The organism is Saltatorellus ferox (assembly GCA_007751475.1).
Classification (GTDB): domain Bacteria; phylum Planctomycetota; class UBA1135; order UBA1135.
Map to the genome: position 1 here is coordinate 4,526,390 of CP036434.1, position 25,358 is coordinate 4,551,747.

Annotated in this window: 17 protein-coding genes; 5 read left to right on the forward strand and 12 right to left on the reverse strand. The window is 66.6% G+C overall.

Features of this window, described 5'->3' with window-relative positions; translation table 11 throughout:
* Positions 1-10: 10 nt before the first annotated feature.
* The 4 genes from Poly30_RS16180 to Poly30_RS16195 all read left to right on the forward strand — a co-directional run bounded on the left by Poly30_RS16180 (position 11) and on the right by Poly30_RS16195 (position 5,391).
* On the forward strand, positions 11-2,614 hold the full coding sequence (locus Poly30_RS16180; protein WP_145199269.1) for a hypothetical protein: 2,604 nt from the start codon (positions 11-13) through the stop codon (positions 2,612-2,614).
* A gap of 128 nt (positions 2,615-2,742) precedes the next feature.
* Positions 2,743-3,432, forward strand: coding sequence for a hypothetical protein (locus Poly30_RS16185; protein WP_145199272.1), 690 nt, complete (start codon positions 2,743-2,745; stop codon positions 3,430-3,432).
* Positions 3,432-5,096, forward strand: coding sequence for a CTP synthase (locus Poly30_RS16190; protein WP_145199276.1), 1,665 nt, complete (start codon positions 3,432-3,434; stop codon positions 5,094-5,096). The genes Poly30_RS16185 and Poly30_RS16190 overlap by 1 nt, the downstream gene beginning before the upstream one ends.
* 19 nt (positions 5,097-5,115) lie before the next feature.
* A complete protein-coding gene (locus Poly30_RS16195) occupies positions 5,116-5,391 on the forward strand; it encodes a DUF1844 domain-containing protein (RefSeq protein ID WP_145199279.1) in 276 nt (91 codons plus the stop codon).
* A gap of 95 nt (positions 5,392-5,486) precedes the next feature.
* Here the strand turns inward: Poly30_RS16195 and Poly30_RS16200 are convergent, their stop codons facing one another.
* A complete protein-coding gene (locus tag Poly30_RS16200) occupies positions 5,487-6,656 on the reverse strand; it encodes an acyl-CoA dehydrogenase family protein (RefSeq protein ID WP_145199282.1) in 1,170 nt (389 codons plus the stop codon).
* Between the two features lie 214 nt (positions 6,657-6,870).
* On the opposite strand from Poly30_RS16200, the gene metG reads away from it, so the two are divergent.
* Positions 6,871-8,544 carry a methionine--tRNA ligase gene (gene metG / locus Poly30_RS16205; RefSeq protein WP_419190255.1) on the forward strand — a complete coding sequence of 558 codons (1,674 nt, stop codon included), beginning with the start codon at positions 6,871-6,873 and terminating at the stop codon, positions 8,542-8,544.
* A 444-nt stretch (positions 8,545-8,988) separates the two neighbouring features.
* Here the strand turns inward: metG and Poly30_RS28550 are convergent, their stop codons facing one another.
* The 11 genes from Poly30_RS28550 to Poly30_RS16260 form a co-directional block, all read right to left on the reverse strand.
* The gene (locus Poly30_RS28550; protein ID WP_419190256.1) at positions 8,989-9,225 is read right to left on the reverse strand and encodes a hypothetical protein; all 237 of its coding nucleotides are present in this window, start codon (positions 9,223-9,225) and stop codon (positions 8,989-8,991) included.
* Between the two features lie 305 nt (positions 9,226-9,530).
* Positions 9,531-10,040 carry a roadblock/LC7 domain-containing protein gene (locus tag Poly30_RS16215; RefSeq protein WP_145199291.1) on the reverse strand — a complete coding sequence of 170 codons (510 nt, stop codon included), beginning with the start codon at positions 10,038-10,040 and terminating at the stop codon, positions 9,531-9,533.
* Between the two features lie 15 nt (positions 10,041-10,055).
* On the reverse strand, positions 10,056-11,471 hold the full coding sequence (locus Poly30_RS28555) for a GTP-binding protein (protein ID WP_419190257.1): 1,416 nt from the start codon (positions 11,469-11,471) through the stop codon (positions 10,056-10,058).
* 1 nt (position 11,472) lies between these two features.
* The gene (locus Poly30_RS16225; protein WP_145199294.1) at positions 11,473-12,105 is read right to left on the reverse strand and encodes a roadblock/LC7 domain-containing protein; all 633 of its coding nucleotides are present in this window, start codon (positions 12,103-12,105) and stop codon (positions 11,473-11,475) included.
* Positions 12,102-13,166, reverse strand: a complete 1,065-nt coding sequence (locus Poly30_RS16230) for a tetratricopeptide repeat protein (protein WP_145199297.1) — start codon at positions 13,164-13,166, stop codon at positions 12,102-12,104. Before Poly30_RS16230 ends, Poly30_RS16225 begins: the two co-directional genes overlap by 4 nt.
* Positions 13,167-13,180: 14 nt before the next feature.
* The gene (locus Poly30_RS16235; RefSeq protein WP_145199300.1) at positions 13,181-13,744 is read right to left on the reverse strand and encodes a hypothetical protein; all 564 of its coding nucleotides are present in this window, start codon (positions 13,742-13,744) and stop codon (positions 13,181-13,183) included.
* Between the two features lie 254 nt (positions 13,745-13,998).
* Positions 13,999-17,607 (reverse strand): hypothetical protein, encoded by a 3,609-nt coding sequence (locus Poly30_RS28560; protein ID WP_419190258.1) that lies wholly within the window; start codon positions 17,605-17,607, stop codon positions 13,999-14,001.
* Between the two features lie 212 nt (positions 17,608-17,819).
* Positions 17,820-18,989, reverse strand: coding sequence for a patatin-like phospholipase family protein (locus Poly30_RS16245; RefSeq protein WP_145199302.1), 1,170 nt, complete (start codon positions 18,987-18,989; stop codon positions 17,820-17,822).
* A 376-nt stretch (positions 18,990-19,365) separates the two neighbouring features.
* On the reverse strand, positions 19,366-20,865 hold the full coding sequence (locus Poly30_RS16250; RefSeq protein WP_145199305.1) for a DUF1552 domain-containing protein: 1,500 nt from the start codon (positions 20,863-20,865) through the stop codon (positions 19,366-19,368).
* Positions 20,862-23,249, reverse strand: a complete 2,388-nt coding sequence (locus Poly30_RS16255; RefSeq protein ID WP_145199308.1) for a DUF1588 domain-containing protein — start codon at positions 23,247-23,249, stop codon at positions 20,862-20,864. Before Poly30_RS16255 ends, Poly30_RS16250 begins: the two co-directional genes overlap by 4 nt.
* A 20-nt stretch (positions 23,250-23,269) precedes the next feature.
* Positions 23,270-25,357, reverse strand: coding sequence for an endonuclease MutS2 (locus tag Poly30_RS16260; protein WP_145199311.1), 2,088 nt, complete (start codon positions 25,355-25,357; stop codon positions 23,270-23,272).
* Position 25,358: the final 1 nt, after the last annotated feature.

Genomic DNA, 25,358 nt, shown 5'->3' on the forward strand with positions numbered 1-25,358 from the left:
GGGGAGGCTCATGTCGAACCTGCCCTTGGCCAATGACGTCTCCCCTGGCATCGCCAGCCCAGTAGCCGCTTCGACCTCCGACTCGGGAGTGATCGTCGACGCGCCACCGGTACGTCGCGTCCATTCGACCGCACCGAGCAGAGGCGACCTGGCAACCGCCACCTCGACCTGGCTCCCCTGGTGGGGACTGCTGGGCCTGACCCTCGCGCTGGCTGGTTTCTCCTTCGTCAGGACCGAGGGAACGATCTTCGCCGACGCGGTCGAGTACCTGGAGCGAGCACTCGCCTTCGTCCGTGGCGAACTCCTCGTCGACGCCAAGCAGCTCCGCTCGGCCGGCATCACCCTGCTGCACCTGCCTGCGCTGTTCTTGAGTCAGGTCCTCGGCAAGACCCTCGGCGTCGAAGAGACCCGCTGGATCCTGCCCTACGCTGCCGCCGTGCACGTGATGATCACGTGGCTGTTCGTGGTGGCCACCGTCCACCTGGGACGAGCCCTCGCCAGCTTCGTCGGCGAGGGCGACGCGAGCGCGCGAAACGTCGGCTGGTTCGCGGGGCTCGTCGCCCTGGCCTCCCCCACGTTGCTCCAGTTCTCCGCCATCCCGATGGCCGACATCGGCGCCGCCGCCGCACTGGCCTACGGTGTCAACTGGGCGTTCCTCGCCAGGACGACCGCGCGGAACGGGGCGAAGGCCGGCCTCGGCTTCGGCCTCGCCATCCTCGCAGCGTTCAAGACCATTCCCGTCGTGGTGGTCGCGACCGCCCTCGCGTTCATCGTCCGGCTCCAGGCGCCCTCCCACGGAATCGCAGGCGAGCCCGCACCCTCGTTCAAGGAGCGACTCCGCGCCACCGTCCGATTCGCAGCCTCCGGCAGCCTCGCTCTGGCGGCGATGCTCGTCCTCCAATGCGCCTTCGACCTGGCCGCCTATGGACAGTTCGGCATCGGGCTCAGCAACTACGTGATCGTCAACACGCTGCCCCAGATCGCAGCGTACATGTACAAGATCGGCTTCATCGAACTCGGGCACACGCTGTACGACATCGCCTACGAGGTCATCGAGGAATCCAGCGCGGACCAGATCTCGAGGAACGCCGAGGACCTCATTCAGGCGAACCGCGCCTCCTGGTACTTCGACCACTTCGCCGAGTTCGCACCTCGCTGGCTCGTCCCCGTCTTCGCCTTCGGGACGCTCGTGGCGGCAGTGCGCGCGCTCTTCGTCCACGCCCACGTGATGCGCGGCAGGCTCGGCAAGATGATCTCCGCCAGCGCGCCATGGGTCGCAGCCGCAGCGCTGATCGCGGCAACCGCGATGAAGGGCACCAAGGAGATGCGGATCTGGCTGCCCATGCTCCCGGCCTTCGCGGCCTACAGCGCCCTGGGCCTTGCCACGATCGCGGGGAAAGCAAGCGCACCGGGAGCTCGCCTCCGCGGCGCCCTGGTGGCCTGCGCACTGATCGTTGCCCCCATCCAGGGCGTCAAGACCCTGACGGGTTTCACGTCCACGAGTATGGCCTCCCTCGCCCATGCCGCCGAGTGGCTCAATGAATATGAGCCACTGAAGTCGCTGGCGGCCTCCGGCCAGAAGCCGGTCGTGGGAGCGAGCTACCACTGGTCCGTACTCTTCCGGACCGCCCCCCACCTGGAACTCATCAAACTGACGAACCAGCCAGACGGCAGCTTCTCCCACCTCGATTCCGCCGAGGAGCGGGAGATCACGCTCGAAGAGATTCGAGGGCTCGACGCATTCATCGTTCACTCCGCGCTGCTCCGGCGCGACGCCTTCCTGGGCGAGCCGGAACTCGAATGGGCGCGCGAACTTTCCCAGACGCTCTCCGAGAATTTTCACGTCGCGGCGGCCTTCTGGAATCGCGAGAGCGACGAGCTGCGCTTCGGCCCGATCCTCGTCCTGGTCCGCCATCCAGACCTGGGGGACCGCCGCCGCGTGCTGGCCGAGTTCTCGGAGGCGAACCCGAGGAACGACAGCACGCCACTCATTCGCATGGAGCGCCCGCTGATGGAGATCTTCGAGCAGGTAGAGCTGGAGGACGCGCGGGCCACCTGGCTTCCCGGGGATGACCTCCTCTGGGTGGAGTTCGACTTCGACCAGATCGGGCCCCGGATCATCGCGGACTACGTGATCCTCGTGCGGGTCACGGGCAAGGACTCCGACCAGGGAGCAGTCGCGATCCGCCGCCCGGGCTGGAACAAGCGGCGCATGATCGACATGGAGACCGGGAGCCGGCTCACGGAAGGCTTCGTGCTCGCCCCCTACCAGGGAGCGATCAGCGCCGCGGACACGTCCGATCCCGTTCGGGCCGGCGACCCCGTCCGCCTCTGGCTCGACATCGTGACCGTCGACGCCAGCGACGCGGGCGTCCTCTTCCCCACTGGACGCCTGGAGCCCCTCGACCCGAAGTGGCGCGGGGTCGGCCCCGGGCAGATGTACGCAGAACGGGACAGCTTCGATCCGGAGACCGGCGTGAGCGACGACGGACACCGCTTCACGCGGGACTTCGGGCACCTCCTGATCGGAGAAGTGCCCCCTCCTGGGGAAGAAGATCAGAACGGAGGCAGCGGAAACGTTCTTCGGGTTGAGGCAGCCCTCCGCCCGCAGTAGTGTTGGCGGGTCCAGATCCGGGTTGCTGCCGGATGCCCTGGGAACGATCCTCCGCGGGAGCGTTTCTCAGGGGTGCGGAAGTGGTCCGGACAGGCTTGTTTTCCACCGCAGGCTCCCTTCTGCCGCCCATGTTCACGCCCCCTTCAGTCGCCCGCCAGGTACTACCCAAGGCGCTGATCCCTCTCACGCTGGGTCCCCTCGCGCTGGTCCTCTTCGCGCTGGCCGCATCCAGCTGCTCATCGACCGGCTCGAACGGCGGTGAGACGAACTCCTCCGGTCCAGCGGACTCGGTGTCCGGTACGGCGGGGTCGGTGACCTACCTCAACCCCGCGCGCGGCAACGTTCTCGGTCTCGTGTCGCTGTCGATGCTGAAGGAGATGGGCATACCGGGCGACACGCCGGCCGCACGCGCCCTCTCGTTCCAGTCCAACACGAAGAACTCGGCGGACATCAAGGTCTGTGACGACCAGATCATCGAGGGCGTGGCCCAGCTCTTCGAGAGCGAGGGGTTCTGGAAGTACGCGATCGACGGCGCTGTCGATCCAGCGGACCGCTCCCTGGATGGCGTGCTCGAACTCAAGGTCAACGGCAGAACCAGCTACCTGGTCAATTCCGATGACGCCGAGACCGATCCCGAGGCCAAGAAGACTTTCACCCGCCTCCTGCCCATCTACCTGCAGGTGTACGGTGAGGTCCGCCAGTACCAGGCCGTCGAGGGACAGGTCGAATTCAAGCAGCCCGAAATCAGCACACGCCTCCGTGGCCAGGCCCGCCCACAAGACGGCGGAGTCGGCCTCTTTCCTGGGAGCATCCGCTAATGCCGAAGCATATCTTCATCACGGGAGGCGTCGTCTCGAGCCTCGGTAAGGGCCTGACGTCCGCCGCCATCGGCATGATCCTGGAGCGCCAGGGACTCAAGGTGTCGATGCAGAAGCTCGACCCCTACATCAACGTCGACCCGGGCACCATGAGCCCGTTCCAACACGGCGAGGTCTACGTGACCGACGACGGCGCTGAGACGGACCTCGACCTCGGCCACTACGAGCGCTTCACCCACGCGCGGCTGACCAAGGCCTCGAACTTCACGACGGGCAAGATCTACTCCTCGGTGATCGAGAAGGAGCGCCGCGGCGACTACCTCGGTAAGACCGTCCAGGTCATCCCCCACATCACCGATGCGCTGAAAGAGGCGATCGTCGCAGGCGTCACCGACGCCGACGTGGACGTCGCGATCACCGAGATTGGCGGCACCGTCGGCGACATCGAGTCTCTGCCGTTCCTGGAGGCCGTGCGCCAGTTCGCGCTCGATCGCCCTCGCGGCGAGGTGATGTTCATCCACCTGACGCTGCTCCCCTACCTCCGCGCCTCCGGAGAGCTCAAGACCAAGCCGACGCAGCAGTCGGTCGGCAAGCTCCGCGAAATCGGCATCCAGCCGGACGTTCTGATCTGCCGCACGGAGGTCCCGATGGACCAGGACATGTTCAAGAAGATCAGCCTCTTCTGCAACGTCCGCCCCGAGGCCGTGATCGAAGAGCGCGACGTCGACTTCTCGATCTACGAGGTCCCGATGGACCTGACGAAAGCGGGCATCGACAGGCTCATCGCGCACCACCTCGGGCTTCGCCTCGACGGACCGACGCCTTTCGGCGACTGGGCCGACATGATCGAGCGGATCCGCGCGATCGACAAGACCGTCGAGATCGGCATCGTCGGCAAGTACGTCGAGCTGCACGACGCGTACAAGTCGATCTACGAGGCGCTTTCCCACGCTGGAATCGCCCATGACGTGGAGATCAAGCTCCGGAAGATCTCGGCGGAGACGATCGACTCGGCGGAAGCCGCCTCGCGCCTGCTCGAGGGCGTCCACGGCGTGCTGGTTCCTGGCGGCTTCGGCGAGCGCGGACTCGAGGGCAAGATCCGCGCGATCCGCTGGGCCCGCGAGTCCAAGGTGCCCTTCTTCGGGATCTGCCTCGGCATGCAGTGCGCGGTGATCGAATACGCGCGCAACGTCCTCGGCCTCGACGGTGCACACACGCTGGAGCATTCGCCGCTCACCAAGCACCCCGTGATCAGCCTCATGGACGATCAGGAAGGGGTGCCCAAGGGTGGAACGATGCGGCTCGGCGCGTACGCCTGCGATCTGACGGAAGGTTCCCTCGCGCGGAAGCTCTACGGAGACGACCTCATCGACGAGCGCCATCGCCACCGCTTCGAGTTCAATAACGCCTACCGCGAGGCCTTCGAAGCCTCCGACATGAACCTCTCGGGCACGAACCCCGAGCGCGATCTCGTCGAGATCGTGGAGATCCCGGACCATCCGTTCTTCATTGGCGTGCAGTTTCACCCCGAGTTCAAGAGCCGCCCGCTGACCCCGCAGCCCGTGTTCAGCGGCTTCGTGGCGGCGGCCAAGGCCCTGTCCGTCGACCAGCTCCCCAGGGCCGCGGGCGGTAGCGCGAAGCCCGCGGCCGTCGCTCATTCCTAAGCGCTCCCCGAGAACCACCATGACGGAAGAGACCAAGACAGCGGCCGACGTGCCGCTGCCCGGCGGCGAGTTTCGCCTGTTCATCACGCGGCTCGCTTACCAGCTCATGATGTCCTGCGGGCTCCTCGAGAATCCCATGACGGGCAAGCGAGACGTCCACGCGGACAACGCGCGGATGCTGATCGCGGACCTGCGCATGCTCCAGTCCAAGACCGTCGGCAACCTCGACGAGGACGAGCAGGCGCATATCGACAAGGTGCTGAACGATCTGGGTCCTGTCGTCGAGCGGCTCTGAACGATCTGCCGAACCGCTGCGAGGCGGGACGAGACGAAAGAAGCCCGCGCCTGATTCCATCAGGCGCGGGCTTCTTTCTTGCCGGGGGTCTCCCCCTATCGGAAGGCCATGATCCCGGTGACTTCCGCGCCAATGGCGAGCGTGTGGATGTCGTGGGTACCCTCATAGGTAATCACCGACTCCAGGTTCAGCATGTGGCGGCCCGTCTGGTACTCCAGCGTCACGCCGTTGGCGCCGAGCATGTCGCGGCAGGTCCGCGCCGTCTCCAGCGCCACCTTGCAGCTATTGCGCTTGGCCATGGAGACTTGAGCCGAGGTGAAACGGCCCTCGTCCTTGAGGCGCCCGAGGCGCAGGTTCAAAAGGCTGGCGCAGGTGATGTCCGTCGCCATGTTCGCGAACTTCATCTGCGGGATCTGGTAGGCAGCGATCGGCTTGTCGAACGAGATGCGCTCCTTCTGGTAGCGCAGCGTCTCGTCGAAGCAGGCGTACGCGGAGCCGATCACGCCCCAGGCGATGCCGTAGCGGGCCTGGGTCAGGCACTGGAGAGGGCCGCGGAGGCCGTCGGCGCCGGGCAGCATGGCCGAGGCCGGGACGCGCACGTCCTCCATGACGAGTTCGCTCGTGTACGACGCGCGCAGCGACCACTTGTGGTTGTGGTTCGGCGCACTGAAGCCTTTGGCATCGGTCGGGACGATGAAGCCGCGGATGCGGCCCTCGACCTTGGCCCAGACGATGGCGATCTGAGCCACGCTACCGTTGGTGATCCACATCTTCCGGCCATTGATGATGTAGTCGTTGCCGTCCTTGCGGGCCGTCGTCAGCATGCCGCCGGGGTTCGAGCCGAAGTCCGGCTCGGTCAGGCCGAAGCAGCCGATCATCTCGCCGGTGGCAAGCTTCGGAAGGTACTCGCGCTTCTGCTCCTCGCTGCCGTACTCGTGGATCGGCCACATGACGAGGGATCCCTGGACCGAGCAGAAGCTCCGGAGGCCGGAGTCACCGCGCTCTAGCTCCTGGCAGATCAGCCCGTACGCGACGCTGTTCATCCCTGCGCCGCCGTACTCCTCGGGGGTCGTCGGCCCGAAGACCCCAAGTTCACCCAGCTCGGGCGCCAGCTCCATCGGGAAGGTGCCCTCCTCGAAGTGCTCCATGACGACGGGATTGAAGCGCTCGGTGATCCAGCCGCGCACGGTGTCGCGGACCATCAGCTCCTCTTCGGAGTACTGGTCGTCGAGGTCGAGATAGTCGAGTTGAGTGAAGGCGCTCATGGGTACAGGAGACGAATCCGGTCGTCTTGGCTGGGGTCAGGACTGCCGGGGCTCGAAAGAGAGCGTTTGGGGCTCTGGGAATTCGAATCCCGGGGCAAAGAGCTTAGGCTCCTGGACCGAGAACCGGTATCCGGCCTTCCGAATCTACCTGTTCGCGACCAAAAGCCGCCCCGATCCTGACCGACCTATCCCCCCCCCACGACCGACCACCGCCGTGTCCCGTACCCTCGTCACCTCCGCCCTTCTGTACGCCAACGGCCCCCTCCACTTCGGGCATATCGCTGGCGCCTACCTGCCGGCCGATATCTACACCCGCGCCCTTCGCATGGCCGGCGAGGACGTCCTGGCTGTCTCAGGTTCGGACGACCACGGCGTGGCGATCACCATCGCCGCCGAGAAGGCCGGAGAGGACTACGCATCGTACGTCGCAGGCTGGAACGCCCGGATGCGGGAGACCTTCGCGGCCCTCGACATTCGCTACGACATCGTGTCGGGGACGAGCACGAGCCCGCCCCACGCCGATCTGTCGCGGGAGTTCTTCGAACGCCTGGACGCGAACGGCTATCTCAAGGAGCGGACGACGGACCAGCTCTACTGCGCGACCGACGAGATGTTCCTGGCCGACCGCTACGTCCAGGGCACCTGCTACGTCTGCGGACATACGCCTGCGCGCGGCGACGAGTGCCCGAGCTGTGGCACCTGGATCGACCCGCTCAAGCTGAAGGAGCCGAGCTGCAAGATCTGCGGCACCGCTCCCGAGACCCGCTCCACGACCCACTGGTATCTGGACCTCCCGAAGCTCCGGGACGAGAAGATCGGCGCGTGGATCAAGGGGCACGAGTGGAAGAGCAACGTCGCAGGGTTCATCGAAAACCTCCTGGAGGACGTTCCCGAGCGCGCGATCACCCGGGACATGAAGTGGGGCGTCTCGCTGCCCGCGAGCGTCGGCGAGCGCGGCGAGGGCAAGGTGCTCTACGTCTGGTTCGATGCCCCGATCGGCTACATCAGCTTCACCAAGGAGCTGATGGTCGAGCGCGGGACGCCGGACGCGTGGAAGGACTGGTGGCAGTCCGAGGACACGAGCCTCGTCCACTTCATCGGCAAGGACAACATCCCGTTCCACTGCCTGGTGTTCCCATCGATGCTCTACGGGGCCAAGGATGGATACGTGCTCCCGGCTCACGTGCCCGCGAACGAGTTCTACAACCTGAAGGGCGGGAAGTTCTCGACCTCGGAGGGCAACGCGTTCGATATCCCGAACTTCGTGGAGCAGTACGGCGCCGACGTCACCAGGTTCTACCTTTGCTCGTCGATGCCCGAGACGGCGGACTCCGAGTTCTCGATGGAGCTGTTCATCCAGACCGCGAACACCGCGCTGGCCGGCACCATCGGCAATCTCGCTCAACGCGTCCTGAAGTTCATCGACAAGAACGCGGAGGGCAAGATCCCCGCGATCCACGACGACCACCGCGCCGAGATGGACGCCTGCATCCTGAACGAGTGCGGAGCGATCGAGGACCCCGTCGAGCACATCCGCGCGTTCCGCTTCCGGCGCGCCGCCGAAGCGATCGTTCAGAACGCAGCCGTCGGAAACCGCTTCATCGACCAGATGGCACCCTGGGCGCTCCGCAAGGAGGACCCGGTCAAGGGCGAGTCGTCCCTCGCCACGCTGTGCGAATGGCTGTCGTGGACCGCCCGCTGGATGGCCCCGATCATGCCGACCAAGGCGCAGGAACTCTGGAGCATGCTGGGTCAACAGGGCCAGGTCCTCGACCAGCCGGCACCGGGTCTTCCACGGGCAGAGACCTGGCGGACGCTCCGGGCAGGCACCCCCCTGGGCGAAATCGTCGCCATGTTCCCCCGCCTCGAACTCCCGGAAACCGAGTAGGAGCTACGGTCCCACGGGCCGCACGCACCTGCGCAGGACACGGAAACTGCATCCTGTGGCGCACATTCCTGGCGCGCAAAAGGAAGAGCCATGCCCCCATTCGGGGAGCATGGCTCTTGTCGTATTCACCGAGCTTCCGGGTCCTGCCTCCACACCAAGGAGCAGTTCGGGGCTCTGTTCAAGTTGTCGAAGAGTGGAAGAGGTGCGAGCGGGCCGACCCGTGGGCCTTTCGGCGCGCAGCGCATAGGTGGCCCAGGCGATGCGCCTGGTCTACCCGGAAGCCAAGAACCGCGAGGCGGTCTTGAACTGTCCCGGAGGCGCGCTGCCGTCCGACTTCAGGAGCCGGAACGCCCCGCAGCAGAGGGGACGATCCTCACGTTCGCGCTCCCCATGACCGAGGCCATTCAAGGAAGGGAAGGAGAGAGATCGACTGCGGCGGGTCCGCTAGAGCACCACCGACGCGACTAGCGGCGGCGAGTGGCCTTCTTCTTGGTGGCCTTCTTCTTGGTAGCCTTCTTGCGAGTAGCCTTCTTCTTGGTGGCTTTCTTGCGAGTGGCCTTCTTCTTGGTGGCCTTCTTCTTCGTGGCCTTCTTGCGAGTAGCCTTCTTCTTGGTGGCCTTCTTCTTCTTCGTGGGCTGCCTTCTTGGTCGCCTTCTTGCGCGTGGCTTTCTTCTTTGCCATTTGAGTGGTTCTCCTTGGGTCGGGTGGACCCTGGGGGGTGTCCCGCGACTGCGGAGCAGCAGCGAGGGGGAAACCACGACATCGGTGTGTCTTTCGACACGAATCAGTGCTAGCTGACCCAAATCCAGAGTGGAATCCGAAGTGTTTTCCCGAGCGAACGTCGAGCGCGCGCCGGCGACTTGCACAAGCCTCGGAAGATCAATGACTTACGCTGCGAGCACAACGACGAAGTTCGCTCAAAAAAAGTGAGCCGAGCGAACGTTTCCGTCCGCTCGGCTCAGCTTGTCGTGTCGCAACGCGCGTGATCAGAAGAGCTCGTCGAGCACGGCCGCTGCTTCTCCGGAGTACCCTTCAGCCAGCTGGATGTGATCGTTCTCGCCCGGTGGCCGCTCGGCGATGTCGGTGAAGATGCGCTCGAGTCGCTTCGTCGTCTCCTGCGCGTAGAATCGCACGAGCCCGAGGTTGCTTCGCTCGTCCCACACCACCGCAAGCAAGGTCCGCTCTCCAACGATGGAGACCTGAATGCTCTGGTGCGCGCCCTGGTGCGAGAGCGTCGTGAACGCTTCCTCACCGAGGATGTGGGCGATCTCGCGAGTCGCGGCGAAGGAGCCAGCCATCAGGGCGGAAAGCGCCTCCATGTTGCTGCCAGCGGAATCGCCGCGGCGAGTCACGAGGTGCCCCTCGCGATCCACGAGCAGGGCACAGCGTGCGCCCGCGAACTCGAGGAAGCCGTCAAGCTCCCCGTCCAGCCGGCCAACGTCCTGTTCATAGAAGACGAGGCGGTCGCTCCTCAGTTTTTCGTCAGAGATCCTCATGGGTCGAACCTCCGATCAGATCAGGTTGAAGACAGTGCCGCCGATCGCGATGCCAGCGGCGAGTGCCGCGATCACCACGATCGCCGTGACGAGTGCGCCCTTGGAGTTGCTCCCCGAGCCAGAACCTGCAGCCGCAGCGGCAGCTGAGGCACGCGGACGAAGGCGACCCGCAGGAGCGGCAGCCGCGGCGCGCGGAGCCGGTGCGGAACCCGCCGGAGCCATGGGGCGCGGTGCTGTCCCCGCGGGAGAACCGTAGGCAGGACGCTGCTGCTGCTGATTCTGCACGGGTGCAGGCTGCATCGGGCTCACGGGCGCTGGAGGTGCCTGCGAGTGCGTCGGTGCCGCCGGGGGCTGATGACCCAAGGGAACGGTGTGTGGCACAGGGTCCGCCATCCGAAGACCAGAAGCCTGCGGCTGCTGCTGCTGCTGGAACTGAGGAGCCGAGTGCTCGAGTCCACCCTCCATCGGAGCGACAGGCATCGGGCTGGCGGGCATCGGGCCAGGTGCCACGGGGCTCATCGATACCTGCTGCTGCTGCTGCTGCTGCACCGACTCAGCCTGTGCGTGAACCGGAAAGGGAGCCGGCATGGCCAGTGGCGCAGGCTGCTGCGGAGCCGGAATCGGCGCCGCGGGCTGCTGTGCATGCATCGGCTGCATTCCGGGCTGCATTCCTGGCTGGGGCTGAGCTGCCGGTGCCTGTCCGAAAGGAGTCGCCGCAGCCGGCTGGGCCGCCGGAGCGGACAGCGGAACCGGAGCTGGGCCTGCAGGAGCCTGGGCCGCAGGCGCCTGGGCTGGCCTGGGGGCAGCTGGCTTCGGAGCCGCTACACCCTGTGCACCCGACGCACCCGTTTGCTCGTGGATCGAGTCCAGCACGCGGGCAGCCAGCGACTTGAGCGTCGGGAATACACCGTGTCCCGAGTTCGCCATCGCCTCGAACGAGGGGGCGCCCCGCGGGTTGAGGTGACGTTCCAGCTCTTCCACCGTCATCGCGTCCGGCAGGTCGCGCTTGTTGTACTGGATGACGATCGGGATCTCCTCGATGTCCTTGCCGTACTCGATGAGGTTCTCGGCGAGGTTGGAGAGGGACTCCAGGTTCTCCTCGAGCATCGACGCGCTGGAGTCGGCGACGAAGATGACCCCGTCGACGCCCTGCAGCACGAGCTTACGCGTCGAGTTGTAGTAGACCTGTCCAGGCACCGTGTAGATCTGGAACTGGGTGCGCATGCCTGCGACGGTGCCGAGATCCAGGGGCATGAAGTCGAAGAACAGCGTGCGATCACCGTCCGTGGAGATGCTCGTAAGGTCCCCCTTGTTCGCCTCGGGGGCCCGCTGGTGAACGATCTCCAGGTTGGTCGTCTTCCCGGACATACCGGGGCCGTAGTAGACGATTTTCACCGTCACGCTCTTTTGAGCGAAGTTGATCTGAACCATCTCAGTGATTTCCTTGGGAGCTGTCGTGCGCCGTAGTGCCGGGTTGGGGTCGATAGGAACCGGATGCGGGCGAACCGCCGGCCGGAGCCTGGTCTGTGAACATGACGCTCGCAGGGCTGGAGCCCGCCGCGTATGCGTCGATGGAAGGGGCCGCCATGGGCCCCGTGCCCGGAACGGGCCGCGGTAGTGCGGCCGCGTTCTGGTCAGGATCGAAGCGACCGAGGTCGCGCAGTAGCCGGTGGAGTCGCTCGACCGCCGCTTCCAGCGGAAGCGAGAACGCACCGGTATCGCAGTCGGGCTCGATGACCACCATCACGTGGGCGTTCGGTCCCTGTTGGACGAGGAGCGTCCCCTGGCTGGCCGCGAGAACGAATCGCTTGGGAAGCTCCCACGCGATCTGTCCGCCCGCCCGCATCACGTCATCTACCCAGCTCGCGGCAAGAGCCACGAGCGAAGCGGGATCGATGCGCTGGCCTTCGAGGGAAGCCTGGCTCGAGTTCGTGCAGTCGACGAACTGGCCGTTCGCCATCGACGAGCGCTCCAAGACGCAGACGGGTACGCCGTCGGCCGAGATCACGGCCGCCTGCTTGACGCCGGGCTGAACCGTGAGCGGCTGAAGAATGTCGTGCATCATGCCGCGGCTCCCGGACTGATTTCACCGTTGAGTTCATCCATGAGATCTTCGACCCCGCCGCGCGGGATCTGAGAGGCCCAGACGGCTGCGGTTCCGAGCTTCCCGGGCTTCAGCACGAGTGCGCCGAATGAACCCTCCGCTCGAATTTCGATCGCGCGACCGAGCGCCATGCGCCTGGCCGAGCTGCGGCTGACCTGAAGGACCTCACGGACGGCGCGGGCCGTCCGGTCGGCCGTCGGGCCGTGGGCGCCTTGAACGAGGGCCGTGTTGCCACGCAGGAAGAAGGCGACGTGCACCTCGGGGCGCGCGGCGAGCTTCTTGAGCGTGGGGCGCAGCGACTCACGATCGAAGGAACCGGTTTCCTCGGGCTCGTCGTCCACGAAGCGTCCGGAGCGCTCGACCTCGGTCAGAGCGCGCGGCAGCGGCTTCGAGTGCGCGCAGTTGGAAAGGACGCGGCGGAAACGCGCCTCGAGAAGCGGGTTGCCGGGCATCAGCTCCAGCAGGCGTGCCAGCGACTTGCGCGCGTCCTCCCAGGCACCGCAGCGCCGGGCGATCTCGAACTGAAGGCGCAGGGGTCGCTTGTCCTTCGGGAGCTGCTTGGCGGACTCGCCGGCCAGCTGGAAGGCGAGCAAACCGTCACGGCTTCGCCGCCCGTCGAAGAAGAACTCAGCGTGAGCAGCCGCCACGTAGTAGACAGACTCGGGGTCGTCCGTGAGGGTGCGCCAGCGCGAAGCCGCCTCGAGCGCGGGCTGTGCGTCGCCGTTCTCCAGCAGAAGCTCGCAGAGCTCCCGGAAAACCGCAGAGCGCGGGGCACTCTCGAGCTCCCTGTGGAGCTCCTGAAGCCGCTGCTCCTGGTGAAGTTCGCGGGCGAGCTGCGCCAGTCGCTGCAGCTCTGCGCTCTCCGGGTGCAGCTCGAGGCCTTCGCGGCAAACACGAAGCACGTTCGCCGGTTCACCCAGGGCCGCATGCTCCTTGGCCAGCGTCACGTAGTTCGCCGTGCTCGCATCTCGCCCCAGAGCTCGCATCGCGCGCCGAATACGGCCACGACGCGTGGAGAACATCTCGAAGAAGGCTCTCACCGGACCTTGCCTTCTTCTGCGAGAAGGCCCTGCAGTTCATGGATGTCGATCAGGATCCTGTCCCGATGCTCCCAGGAGCCCCCCGGGAAAGCGCCGTCGCCCAGCGAGTCGGCCATCTCGAGCGCGCGCTGCAGCGAGTTGAGGGCCAGATCGTACTGACGGCGCTCGACGAAGACATAGGCACGCACACGAGCCGACTCCGCCTCTTCGAGAAGACGCTTCTCCTCCTCGGCTTTCTTCGCCTCCAGCCTGGCCAGGGTCGTCTCCTGCTGGTGGATCGAGACGACGAGGTCGTCCAGTTCCTCTCGCGCGGAGAAGGCGCCAGTCCAGACATGGTGTTTCGCCAGCATCGACTCGATGGCCGCGTGGCGCATCCTGAGCGATGAGAGGTCACCTAGCTGAGCTTCGGGGAGGGCACGGTGCTCTTCGCGAATCTTGATCTCGCGGCTCACGAGGTAGGAACCGGCTGTGGAAACCAGCAGGCAACCCACCACGAGCCTGACGAGGCGACGACGCTTGTCGGCGCGCTCAATTTCGTCGAAACGGAGGTCTCTGATCATGGAACTGAGGCAGTGTTTTCGGAGCGAAAAGCTCGCTCCGACCCTTGTGTATCGTTCTTCGCGCGGATTCATCTGAAAGCGAATCCGAACTACGGGAGGTCTTCTCGCGCCATCGCGAGCGGTCCTGCACTCGCCCCGTACCGATACGGGACGACGACCCGGGACATGCGAGCGCCCACCTGGAATCGGTTTCCAGGTGGGCGCTCGCCCGTGCATCACGAGTGGAGTTCAGCGCGGCTGACTCCACGGCTCGACTACTCGATCGGATCGACGCTGAGCTCCGGAGCCTGGTTGCCTGCAGGGTCCTCGAGCCCGGGCGCGAGGATCAGTTCGTCGGAGGACAGGAGCGGCACGTCGACGAGCACCTGCACGTGGTCAGGGGCGAGGACCTCCACCCCGAGTACGGAGCTGAAGGCGTTGGTGCTCCAGCGATACGAGTCGTCCACGAAGCTTGTATCGATGCTTTCACTGAACAGCACGTCGATGACCCGACCCGAGGCGTTGGCGGCGAGATTCACGTAGGCCGTCGCGATCTGCGGGGCGTCACTATCGCCGGTCGCCATGGCGGAGTCCGACAGGGCCCCCACGGGAACGTTGCCCGAAAGATCCCCCACCCCGTTGACCGAAGCCTCGATCGTCGCCCCGTCTTCGAGGTCCTCACAGGCCAGCGTCACCGAGAAATCGTTGCTGGAGTAGAGGGCGGATGCGATGCGCAGCGTCTGCCCGCCTGCCATCAAGGTGTAGCGGAAGCGATCCGTTGCCTGGGCCGGGTCGAGTTCCTCGTCGAACGTCAGCACGACCTGATCCCCGCCGAAGCCCGGAGCCACGCTCGCGGAGACCCCGGCGATCGACGGCGCGGTCGTGTCCTGGGTCACGGCCAAGGAGATCAGCCCTCCGGCGGGGTTGCCCGCCGAATCGACCGCGGCCGTGTTCTGAATCTCGAGCGTTCCTCCCAGGGTCACGGGCACGTTGAACGTGGCGCGGACCGCGCGAGCCGAGTACTCGGAGATCGACAGGGCCGTCGATCCGTTGAACGTGTACCCAGCGGCATCGAGTGCAGACAGCATGTCCACGGTCTCGCTGAAGACGACGATCGCGGAGTTCGCGTCCGTCGGATCGATCAGGGCGAGGCTGCCGACCTGGGTCGGTCCCTGGGTCACGTCGCCCGAGACGCTGACGCTCGCCGCAAGATCGGGTGCCCCGATCGCGACGCCGTGCTCGGTGCGCAGCGGATCGTTCGGGTCCACGTTGAGCTCCAGGTCGTAGGTGAGCGACGCATCGAACTCGGGAAGCGTGGGACCGCGAAGCTCCACTTGAACCGCGTCGAGCCCGATGCGCGTGAACCTGGCCTGGCTCAGGTCGATGACCGTTCCCGAGCCCGTCTCACGGAGCGTGTACTGCGAAGGCTCGAGGAGTCGCCAGCCGGACATCGGCGTGGAGAACTGGACGAGAAGCGAGTCGTTGTCGACCCCGCTGTCCGCCGTCAGCGCAGGGGCGCTGGACTGGGCCGGCGGAGCGTTCTGCTGGGTCGCGATCGGCAGGCCCAGCACCGGGAAGAGGAGGTTGCCCGCCAGATCGGTCAGGCCGACCACGTTGAGCGTCCCCGAGGGATCGATCGGTGAAGCGTACTCGATGAGCACGCCAAGACCTCCGTCGAGGGACGTCGCGGCTACGGGGAACGTCTCGACGCTCGTCACGGAGTCGACCTGGCCGTACCGGACACCGGCCGGATTCGAGCTGGCGTCATAGAGGTCCTCCAGGTTCCTCATGGGCTCCGAGAACCGAATGGTGACGAACTCGCCGATTCCAGCGGGCACCGCGTACGCGGCCTCGAGCGCAGGGCGCTGGCCCTCCGCGATGATGGACCCGTTAATCGGCGTGGCCTGAACGGTGTTGCCGCCGAGGTCGCGCATGGTCGTCACGCTGACCTGGAAGTCGTCCGTGTTCAGGAGCGGGAATCCGTTCGGGCCTCCCAGAAGGATCGTGGCCACGCGGATTCCCGCGTCGTAGGTGATCGTCGCCTGGCTGAGATCGACCGCGTTGCCGACCGGCGACTCCAGGGTCCAGTGGTTGACGTCCTCGGCCTCGCTCTGGATGAGCTGGTCGTTGAACAGCACGGTGACCGTGTCGTTGTTCTGGCCCTCGATGGCGCGCGCTGCGGCGACGATGGGCGACGGCGGCGTCTGGTCCGTCGACGTGAGGGTCCCCGGACCGACGACGGAACCGAGGTCATTGCCCGCAGGGTCCGACACGGCCTGGGAGATGGTCAGCACGACATCGCCGGGGATCGCGACGTCGGCGAGCTCGAGGCGCACCAGGGAGCCATCGACCAGCATCGCGCCCTGGACGACGATGGCGGGGCTGAAGGTGTAGTTGCCCACGTTCGTCGCCGTCATCACGTCCAGGTCCTCCGTGAAGCGGACGTCGACGGTTCGACCGTCGATATCGACCTCGCGGTTCTGCGTGATTCCCTGAAGCTGCGGCGCGCTGGAATCGCCCGCCGCCGAGACCTGAGCCGCCGCGACCGTGAAGCCCTCGCCATCGATGTCCATACCGCCGACGGACGCGAGGTCCGCCGTCGTTCCGTTCACGACGTCGAAGTCGAGGTCGATACGAATCGTCTTGGTCAGGAGGTCGTAGCTGATCTCTTGCGTGGAGAGATCCACCGGACCAACGCCGCCGACATCGAGGGTCCAGCGGTCGGACAGGGCGGCCGTATCCGGATCGAGCGCCTGGGCGAGAACGGCCACGACGGCATCGTTCTCCAGACCCTCTTCGGTGATGAAGTCGACGCTCTGAAAGGAGTTCGCCACGGTGCTACCGGCTGCGATCGGGACGCTTTGCGCAGGGAACGCGTTGCCGTGCGCATCGACCACTCCGTCGATCTCGATCTGGTCGAGGCCCGGCACCACGGGGCGACTGAAGTGCACCCGAACGGTCGAGTCACTGCCAGGCACGACGGCAGCCCTGGTGATCGACGTCATGCCGACGGCGGCAGGGTGATCGACGACCGAGAAGTTGTAGGGCTGCGCGCCGAAGACGGGGCTGATGGGCTCGTTGAACGTGAACTCGACGACCCGGCCGTACTCATCGCCGGACGCGGACACGACCAGGTTCTGCGTCACGGGCGAGCTTCCCTCGAGCGCCGGTGGAGTGGTATCACCGGTGGCGATCCCCCCCACGGCGGCCGGGTTCACGGCGACGGCCGCGACGGACTCTGCCTCGACCCGAACGGTGAAGTCCTGGTGAAGGTTCGCGAGCGGGCCCAAAGTCAGCTCGGCGACCTGCGTGGCCGGATCGAAGTCGATCACCGAGCCGGTCAGGTTCATGATCAAGCCGCCCACGGTGATCTTCCAGCTATCGAGATCCGTGACCTGACTCTCGACGACGCGCGGACCGCTGTAGAACGCCACCTGGATGGTGTCGCCCCCGAGTTCGTCGTCGGAGGTGTCCTGGGTCGCGGAGAGCACCGTCAACTGCGGGACCCGACTGTCCGAAGTCGTCACGTCGCGCCAGCCGCTGTTCACGCCCGGAACGCCGAGGAGTCGCACCTGGTGGTCCGGGGTGACGCGCTGGTCGAAGCCGACCGCGATCGAGCTTCCTGTTCGCACCACGCTCACGGCCATCTGCCCCCCCGACGCCTCGACGGAAGCGGAGGTGATCGTTCCCCGCGCGCCGGTCACGTCGACCGTGACGGTACGGCCGTTCGGATCCACGGTCAGGTTCTGGACCACGGCGGCCGGGGTACCGTCCCCGCCGCCCGAGCCGTCCTCGGACGAGCTGGAACAGGCGGAAACGAAGAGAGCCGCGCCCAGAGCGAAAGGGAGAACGCGCGCGGAGACGCTCGAAAATGGTTGAGCCATCGGTAGTACGGGGATCCGGCGTGCGAGGGAGGCGCAGCGCCTGGGGTGGGCCCGGTGAGGCCCGAACGGGGTCTGATCAATGGGGAGCTTCCCGGCGACCCGGGAGAGTCGCGGTAGAAGCCTTGCTTCTCGCGTATCGACCAGCTGCCTCCCCTGACCTTGAGGGAGGACCCCTAGAACTCGGATCCCGAGGCTCGAAGCCTGCGGCTCGCCTACAGATTGCCCAGCCGGATCGCGCCGGTCGGGCAGCAGCGCACGCAGGCCTGATCGCGAGTGCACTCGTAGTTGTCCGGCTTGAGCACGGTCGCGATCTTGCCGCGCCCCGAGAAACCACCCGTCTCACACGTCATCTCGCACATCGAGCAGCCGATGCACACCGCTGGATCCAGATGCAGACTCACGAACTCCGGCGGCGAGACGGGACAGGCCGCGCCATCGGAAAACTTTGCGGGATCGATCAGGTCCCGCATCAACGGATGCGAAGTGAGGACGCGGAACGCCTCGCGCTCGCCGCCCTCGACGAGTTCGCCGATCCTGTCGAAGTCGAACCGCTCCATCTCGACGAGCTTCGGCTGAATCAGGCAAACCTCCGGCGTCACGTGCATGTGAAGCATCTGCTCCGTCAGCACGTTCTCGACGATATCGAAGGCGCGAAAGAACGTGGAGATCGCGTGCGGACGGTAGCGCGGCGCTCGATGACTCGGCTTCACCGTCAGGTCGACCGCGATGATCCGCTCCGGCCGGAGAAGCTTCGCAAACCGCAGCGGAAGCGCGTCCGTGATCCCCCCGTCCATGTAGTGGCGGCCTTTCCAGCGCAGTGGCTCGAACACGGCGGGCAGCGCGCAGGATCCGTAGACCGCGTCGATCAGCCCGATGTCCCGGAACCCCCGCGTGCCGAAGAACGCCGGCCCCCGGGTCTCCAGGCACACGGCGTTGCAGTAGAACGGCATCTTCAAATCGTCGAACGTCTCCGCCTTGATCAGCTTCTCGAGGCTACGACGGAAAGTATTTCCGCTGTACATGCTCGGAGCGCGAAGTCCCTTCCGAAGGAACTTCGTCAGGTTGAGGCGAAAGTAGTCGTCCTTGGCGAGCCCTGGCAGCCGCTCTTCGATCTCTGCGGTCGTCGAATTCCCGGCGACCATCGCGCCGATGAGCGATCCGATGCTCGTGCCGACGATCGCGTCGATCTTGATGCCGAGCGCGTCGATCGCGCGCAGGACGCCGATATGCGCCATGCCGCGCATCGCGCCTCCGCCGAGCACCAGCAGCGTCCCTATGGGTCCCACGGAGTCCAGGGACGGACCGTGGTCACCATCCTCGCTCAGCGACATCAAGAGTGGATCGATGTCGCTGGCGTCCTCGGCTCCTGTGGGTTGGTTCATCGTGGAGACATCTTGCCTGATACGAAGGCGCTATCTCACCGCTGTCTTCGGGCCGTCCGGGCAGACCCTTGAGAGAATTGCCTCCGATGTGAGGCGCTAGGAGTCTGCGCCACAGAATGCGATTCCGCGAGCACCGCCAGGATCCGCGCTCACGGCGTTGCGCCAAACCCCAATGGCATCAAACCATGGGGGGTCCGGCGCGCCTTGCGAGCGCGAATCCTGACGGCACTCGCGAAACCGCATTCTGTGGCGCAGACTCCTAGGGGGCCACAGGGGGCCAGCGAGCGATGGGAGACAGGGGGTCCCATTGTAGCCAGGGGTCCCAGTGTAGCCAGGGGGACTTCAGCGGAGTCGAGGCCCGGCGCCCGCGCGAACCTCACCCCAAACCGTCGAGGATGCCAGTCGCATCCCCGAGGCTCGTCCCCACGGACCTCTCCTTCGAGACGCCCAGTCGCTCGAGCAACGCGGCATGGAGGTTGTTGAGCGGCGTCTCCCGCGGAGCGACCAGCGTTCGACCGCCGCGTATCCCGAGGTGCTTGCCCCCCACGACCAGGATGGGGAGATCATGGTGGTCGTGACGATCGCCCTCCGCGATGCCGCTTCCGTACACGATGGCGGTGCCATCGAGGAGCGACCCGTCGAGCCACCTCCGCGAGGCGAGCGCCCCCACGAATTCGGCCAACGCGGCGATGTGAAGCCCATTGATCTTCCCGATCGCCGCCAGCTTCTCGACGTCACCGCGGTGATGGCTCAGCGTGTGGTGGCCTTCGCTGACGCCGATCTCGTGATACCGACGACCGCTCCCTTCGTTCCCGAACATGAAGGTGGCGATCCGGGTCACGTCGGACTCGAAGGCGAGCGCGAGGATCTTTCCGAAGAGACGCGCCTCTTCCGCAAACGTCGACTTCGACTCGCCGTCAGGGCGAGCCTCCTCCGGTACGCCCTCGACGTGCGCCGCACCATCGAACGAGAGCTGCCGCTCGAGTTCGCGCAGTCCCGTCTCGTACTCCTCGAGTCGAGCTCGATCCGCTGCCCCCACTCGCGTCGAAAGCCGCTTCGACTCCTCGCGCACGAAGTCGAGGACGCTCCTCCGATCGGCCAGCCTGCGCTGGCGCTCGCCCTCGGGGACCTCTCCATCACCGCCGCGGAACAGGCGATCGAACGCCGCGCGCGCGCTCGTCTCCTTCGCTGCGGGAACCGTCGCCGACTCCCAGGACACGTGGCCCGAGTAGGCGCACGCGTACCCCGAGTCGCACTGACCCGACTGCATCCCTGGCTCGAGCCCGAGCGCCAGCGAGCGAATACGTGTGATCCCACCGACTTCGCGCGCCGCCAGCTGGTCCGCAGAAATCCCCAGGTTCACGCGGCCTTCCGTCTTGAGCGGCTGCACCCCCGTGAGGAACGCCGCGGAAGCACGCGCATGGTCGCCGGGGCCATCACCGTTCGCCCGCGCCTTGTCGGCCGTCAGCCCGCGCAGGAGGAGCAGCTGCTCCCGGTAGGCCCGAAGCGGGGCGAGCAGCCCCGGGAGATCGAGTCCGAGATGCTCACCTTCGATCATCTTCGGACTGCGGCGCCGGACCCCCTCCGGCATCTCATCGCCCGGGGGAGCTGGAATCACCTGACGCCATTCATCCAGCCTGACGCCATTCGGAACGTACACGTAGAGAAGGCGCTTGACCGACTCGGGCGTCGGCGACGCCAGCGCCGGCGATCCCAGCGCGGTGGGCATCATGGCCTCCAGCATCGGGAGCGCCACCGCGAGACCAGCCCCGCGCAGAACGGTGCGGCGGGGAATGCCGCGCGAGCTGACCCGGGGCCCCGTGCCACTCAGGTCGGCCAGGGACGTCTCGCTGCTGGGATGTCGGTTCTTCATCATCGGTCACCTTGGGTCTCTTCGCCGGGAGCGGCCATACAGCGGAACTCGTCCAGCTCGACGGCTGCCAGAATCATCGCCTTCAGCGTGGGATGCGCGGGATCGAGCTCCGAGAGCATTCGCTGAACCGCCGGGCGATCCTGGCGTTCGAGCCCGCGGCCGAGTGCGAACACGAGAACCCGCTCGGCCAGCGCCTCCAGGAACCTGTCTTCCTCCCGCAGAATGCCCGCGAGTTCGACCGGCCCGTTGAACTCACGCCCGTCGGGAAGCTGACCCACGAGGTCCCCCATCACGGGGTCCTCCGGTGCTCGCTCTCGACCGATCGCATCGAACGCATCCAGTCCGAATCCGATCGGATCCATGCGCGCATGGCAGGCGGCACAGTTGGGGTCCGCGCGGTGCGCCTCGAACCGCTGCCGGAACGAAAGGGCCGCGTCCCCCTCCGCTTCCGGAGCAAGCGTGCCGACGCCGGGCGGCGGAGGCGGCGGCGCGCTTCCGAGCAGCACTTCCAGCACCCACTTACCCCGTTTCACCGGCGAGGTCCGCGCCGCCTCGCTCGTGGCGAACAGCACGCTCGCGTGCCCCAGAAGCCCCCGGCGGGCCGTACCCTCCAGCGACGCGCGCCTCCATTCGCCTTCCCGGGGGAGTCGCGCGGCGCCCTCACCGTTGACCACGAAGGCTTCTGCACTCAGGCCATAGTGCGCCGCCAGTCGACCGTCGACGATCGTCTCAATCCCATCGATGAACTCCCAGAGATCGCGCTCCTCGCGCAGCGAAGCGTGAAAGACCCGGCGCGTCTCTTCCAGCATCGAACGGCGCAGGCGATCGCTGTAGAGAGGCAGCGCCTTGGCGCTGGCACGCTTCTTCTCGGCGCCGCGCAGCTGAAGCCATTGCTCTCCGAAGGTGTCGGCGAACGCGAGGCTGCGTTCGTCCTCGAGCATCTCCTCCGCCAGGGCTCGCGCGCTCTCCGAGATGAGTGCCCTCTCGAGAAGAGCGGCGTCCGGGACCGAGCGCCAAAGAAACGCGGCGAGTCGAGTGGCGAGCGAGGCGCGATCGATCTGGATGGCTCCGCGAGCGTTCGCCGTTGCGCCCGGCGCGGGCTCGTCCACCAGGAAGAGAAAGCGCGGCGAAACCAGCATGCCGATGAGCGCGGCGCGCATGCGGTGGCTCTCGCTCTCGTCGGCGGACGAAAGGCTCAGCAGTCGGTCCACGTCTTCACGCGGCACCGAGTGCCTGCGCCAGACCAGCGCGGCGCACTCCGCCACGCGAGCCTCCAGGCTCGGGCGCTGGTCAGAGTCTCCCGCGTCATCGGCTCCCGCGCCATCGGCGAGGCGCCAGCGCTCCATGAACGGCGTCGCACCTGAGCCCGAAAGCGAACCCTCCAGGGGGCCTTCCAGCTCGATCCAGCGAACGACGAGGTTGCGATCCTCGCTCTTCGCGCCGTTCTCGGCAGGCCTGAAGTAATCGTTGACGAAGAACACCTCCAGCGAGGCGCTGGCCGCGCCCTCCAGTTCGAACTCCCCCTCGATCACCGCAGGCGCGGCGCGCTCGGCGGACACCTCAAACTCGAGCGCTGGTTTCGCCTCGCCCGCGCGCAGTCGTACCTGACAGGGATCGGGCCCCGCCTGCATGCCATAGACCTCCGCACGGACGCGGTAGCGCCCCGCGCAGGGCGGTACGACGTCGACCTTCACCGCCCCACGGGTCGCGAGGATCCGATCGCCGGAGTGAAGTCCCCCGCCTTCGAGCGAGCCGGCTTCGAATCGCTCCCGAAGCACACCGCTATCCAGTAGAACCAGAGGCACGAGACGATCGGCGATGGCCTCGGCGGCCTCCAGGTAGCGCACGAAGTGCGCCTCGCTCAGGGACTGCGCGGTGGCCACATGGTCGAAGCCGTGCCCGACGGCGTCCTCGGGCAGCCAGCGACCCGCGTCGAACGCGACGCCAAAAAGGTCGCGGATCGCATTTCCGTACTCGAGCGCGGTCAGACGCCTCAGCCCGGTCGCGCGCATCGAAGAGGCCGCTGGACCCAGCTCGTCCGGCCCGTTCGCACGCAGAGATTCCCCGAGCCACTGAACGAAGGCATCGCGCTCCTCAGCTTCAGGCGCCGCCTCGCCGGGGGGCGGCATGTCGCCGAACTCGACCCTCTCGAGAAGCCACTCCCAATCGATCGCACCGCCCTCGAGGTCGAGAGAGGTCAGGTTCTGGGAGAGATCCAGGAGGCGAGATTCGGCCGAGTGGTCGCGATGGCACCGGACGCAGTGCTGGTCGAGGAAGGGGCGCGCGTGGTCCGCGAAGCCATCCTGCGGGATGCCCCCTCCGGACGCAGCCGCCTGGGGCGCTGCACCGACCAAGAACGTGAAGGGAACGAGGGAGAAGACGCGCACTCCCCGATGTTAGCCGCCCATCAGAGACTCTCGTACGGCGTCACTTCGTCAAACGAAACCTTGACCTTCATCGAGCCCAGCTTCGCGACGACCTCCCGCCTCTCGCGATCGACCCGGTGCACCACGACCCTCTGGCGATACCGAGGCAGGTAGACCAGCGATCCCTTTCCGAGCCCCGCGATGAAGGCCTCGCGCCGTTCGGTCAGAGTGGCACCGGTGAGCTGCGACTCCATGGCATCCAGGGTCTCCTCCATCTCCCGCCTGGCCTGGGGCGGCAGTTGATCGATGACCTTGCGCCCGCGCTCCAGCGTTCGCATGGCGTCTCGGACGCGTTCTTCGATCCCCTTCTGGGCCTCCGCTTCGAGCTTGTCGATGCGCTCCTCCAGGTCCCGCTCTCGCTCGTCCACTCGACGGGAACGCTCGCGCGCCTGGGCCAGCTCCTCCTCCGCGCCGAGCCGCGTCTCTTCGGCGGCCATGCGCGCCGAACGAACGTCCTTCATCAGGTCTTCGAGTTCGCCCTCGCGACGATCGAGCCGCAGCTGAGCCACGTCGCAAACCGACGCGGGCAGGCCGATCCGACGCGCGATGATGAGCGCGCACGATTCGCCGGGCGTTCCGAGCATCAGCCTGTACCTGGGGCTGAGGGTCTCATGGTCGAACTCGGCGCACGCGTTCTCGGCGCGGGCGTGTCGGTAGGCGAACTCCTTGAGCTTGCCGATGTGCGTCGAAACGAGCGTCGGCGAGCGGAGCGTGAGGAGCCGCTCCAAGATGGCGGTGCCGAGCGCGCCGCCCTCGTCGGGATCCGTTCCGCCGCCGAGTTCGTCGAGCAGCACGAGGGTGTTCGGCGTCGCACGCTCCAGGCCAGCGCGCACGCGGACGAGGTGGGAAGCGAAGGTGGAGAGGTTCTGCCGGATCTCCTGCTCGTCGCCGATGTCCGCCACGACGCCGTCGTACAGCGGAATCGTGGTGCCGTCGAGGGCGGGTACCGGCAGTCCGCAGCGCGTCATCAGCGCAAAGAGCCCCGCGGTCTTCAGCGCCAGCGTCTTGCCGCCGGTGTTCGGTCCCGTGATCAGCAGCATGTCGAACTCGACGCCGAGCCGGAGGTCGATCGGGACGACCTCGTCCAGCTCGCCGCGCGCGACCTGGTCGACGAGAAGCGGATGCCGCGCCGCGCGCAGCAAGAGCCCCTCGGTCGCGCCCTCGTCGCCCGGCTGGAGTGCGCTGCGTGATCCGGTGTCCTTCGCCCAGCGCGCCGAAGCGAGCGCGACCTCGAACTCGCCGACACGCAGCGCTGCCCCCTCGATGGTGGAACGGTGCTCCATCAGCTCGCGAGAGAGCTCTATCAGGATGCGCTCCGTCTCGCGCCGCTCATCCGCCCTCACCTCGGCCAGGCGGTTGCCGGCTTCGACGGCGGCCGCGGGCTCGATGAACACCGACTCTCCCGTCTGCGAGCGATCGTGGACGAGCCCCTTCACCCGGCCGGAACTCTTCGCCTTGACCGCGAGGACCGGACGGCCCGCGCGGCGGTGCACGCTGCCATCCGAGAGGCTGGCGCGGACATCGGCGCGCCCCATCACGTCGCGAATGATCTGATCCACGCTCGCGGACAGCGAGCTGATCTGCTGGCGCATACGCTCGAGCTTGCTGGACGCGTCGGACCGCACGCGCCCGCGCTCGTCCACCACGCGCTCGATGCGCTCCAGCAGCAAGCGCGTATCCGGCGACGCCGCCATGAGCGACGCCAGGTGCGGCGCTTCGACCTCGCGCAGGAGCGTCCACTTCTTCAGCTCGAGGTTTGCCGCCAGGAAGTCCCGGATCGACGCGATCTTGGCCTCGTCGAGCCTTCCGTCGTCACTCTCCGGTCTGGGGTCCGTCACGCCCGACATGGGAGGAGCATCCTGCTGCTCCACGCGGAGCTGCATCTCCGTCACGCGCGCGAGCGCGGCGCGCGCCTCGTCGTCGCCGCGCGGCCCGATGACCGCCAGGCAACGCCTCCCCAGCGAACTCACGGCCCGCTGCGCGATCTGTCCGAGCACGTCGTCCAGCTCCAGCACCCCCGCCGCGAACGCCTCCCGGCGCTCCTCTCGATCCTTGATCGCTTGCTTCATG

What these genes read in the sequence shown, in the direction of transcription:
- Poly30_RS16180 (WP_145199269.1), top strand. Translation starts at nt 11, where the DNA reads ATGTCGAACCTGCCCTTGGCCAATGACGTCTCCCCTGGCATCGCCAGC.
- Poly30_RS16185 (WP_145199272.1), top strand. Translation starts at nt 2,743, where the DNA reads ATGTTCACGCCCCCTTCAGTCGCCCGCCAGGTACTACCCAAGGCGCTG.
- Poly30_RS16190 (WP_145199276.1), top strand. Translation starts at nt 3,432, where the DNA reads ATGCCGAAGCATATCTTCATCACGGGAGGCGTCGTCTCGAGCCTCGGT.
- Poly30_RS16195 (WP_145199279.1), top strand. Translation starts at nt 5,116, where the DNA reads ATGACGGAAGAGACCAAGACAGCGGCCGACGTGCCGCTGCCCGGCGGC.
- Poly30_RS16200 (WP_145199282.1), bottom strand. Translation starts at nt 6,656, where the DNA reads ATGAGCGCCTTCACTCAACTCGACTATCTCGACCTCGACGACCAGTAC.
- Poly30_RS28550 (WP_419190256.1), bottom strand. Translation starts at nt 9,225, where the DNA reads ATGGCAAAGAAGAAAGCCACGCGCAAGAAGGCGACCAAGAAGGCAGCC.
- Poly30_RS16215 (WP_145199291.1), bottom strand. Translation starts at nt 10,040, where the DNA reads ATGAGGATCTCTGACGAAAAACTGAGGAGCGACCGCCTCGTCTTCTAT.
- Poly30_RS28555 (WP_419190257.1), bottom strand. Translation starts at nt 11,471, where the DNA reads ATGGTTCAGATCAACTTCGCTCAAAAGAGCGTGACGGTGAAAATCGTC.
- Poly30_RS16225 (WP_145199294.1), bottom strand. Translation starts at nt 12,105, where the DNA reads ATGATGCACGACATTCTTCAGCCGCTCACGGTTCAGCCCGGCGTCAAG.
- Poly30_RS16230 (WP_145199297.1), bottom strand. Translation starts at nt 13,166, where the DNA reads ATGTTCTCCACGCGTCGTGGCCGTATTCGGCGCGCGATGCGAGCTCTG.
- Poly30_RS16235 (WP_145199300.1), bottom strand. Translation starts at nt 13,744, where the DNA reads ATGATCAGAGACCTCCGTTTCGACGAAATTGAGCGCGCCGACAAGCGT.
- Poly30_RS28560 (WP_419190258.1), bottom strand. Translation starts at nt 17,607, where the DNA reads ATGGCTCAACCATTTTCGAGCGTCTCCGCGCGCGTTCTCCCTTTCGCT.
- Poly30_RS16245 (WP_145199302.1), bottom strand. Translation starts at nt 18,989, where the DNA reads ATGAACCAACCCACAGGAGCCGAGGACGCCAGCGACATCGATCCACTC.
- Poly30_RS16250 (WP_145199305.1), bottom strand. Translation starts at nt 20,865, where the DNA reads ATGATGAAGAACCGACATCCCAGCAGCGAGACGTCCCTGGCCGACCTG.
- Poly30_RS16260 (WP_145199311.1), bottom strand. Translation starts at nt 25,357, where the DNA reads ATGAAGCAAGCGATCAAGGATCGAGAGGAGCGCCGGGAGGCGTTCGCG.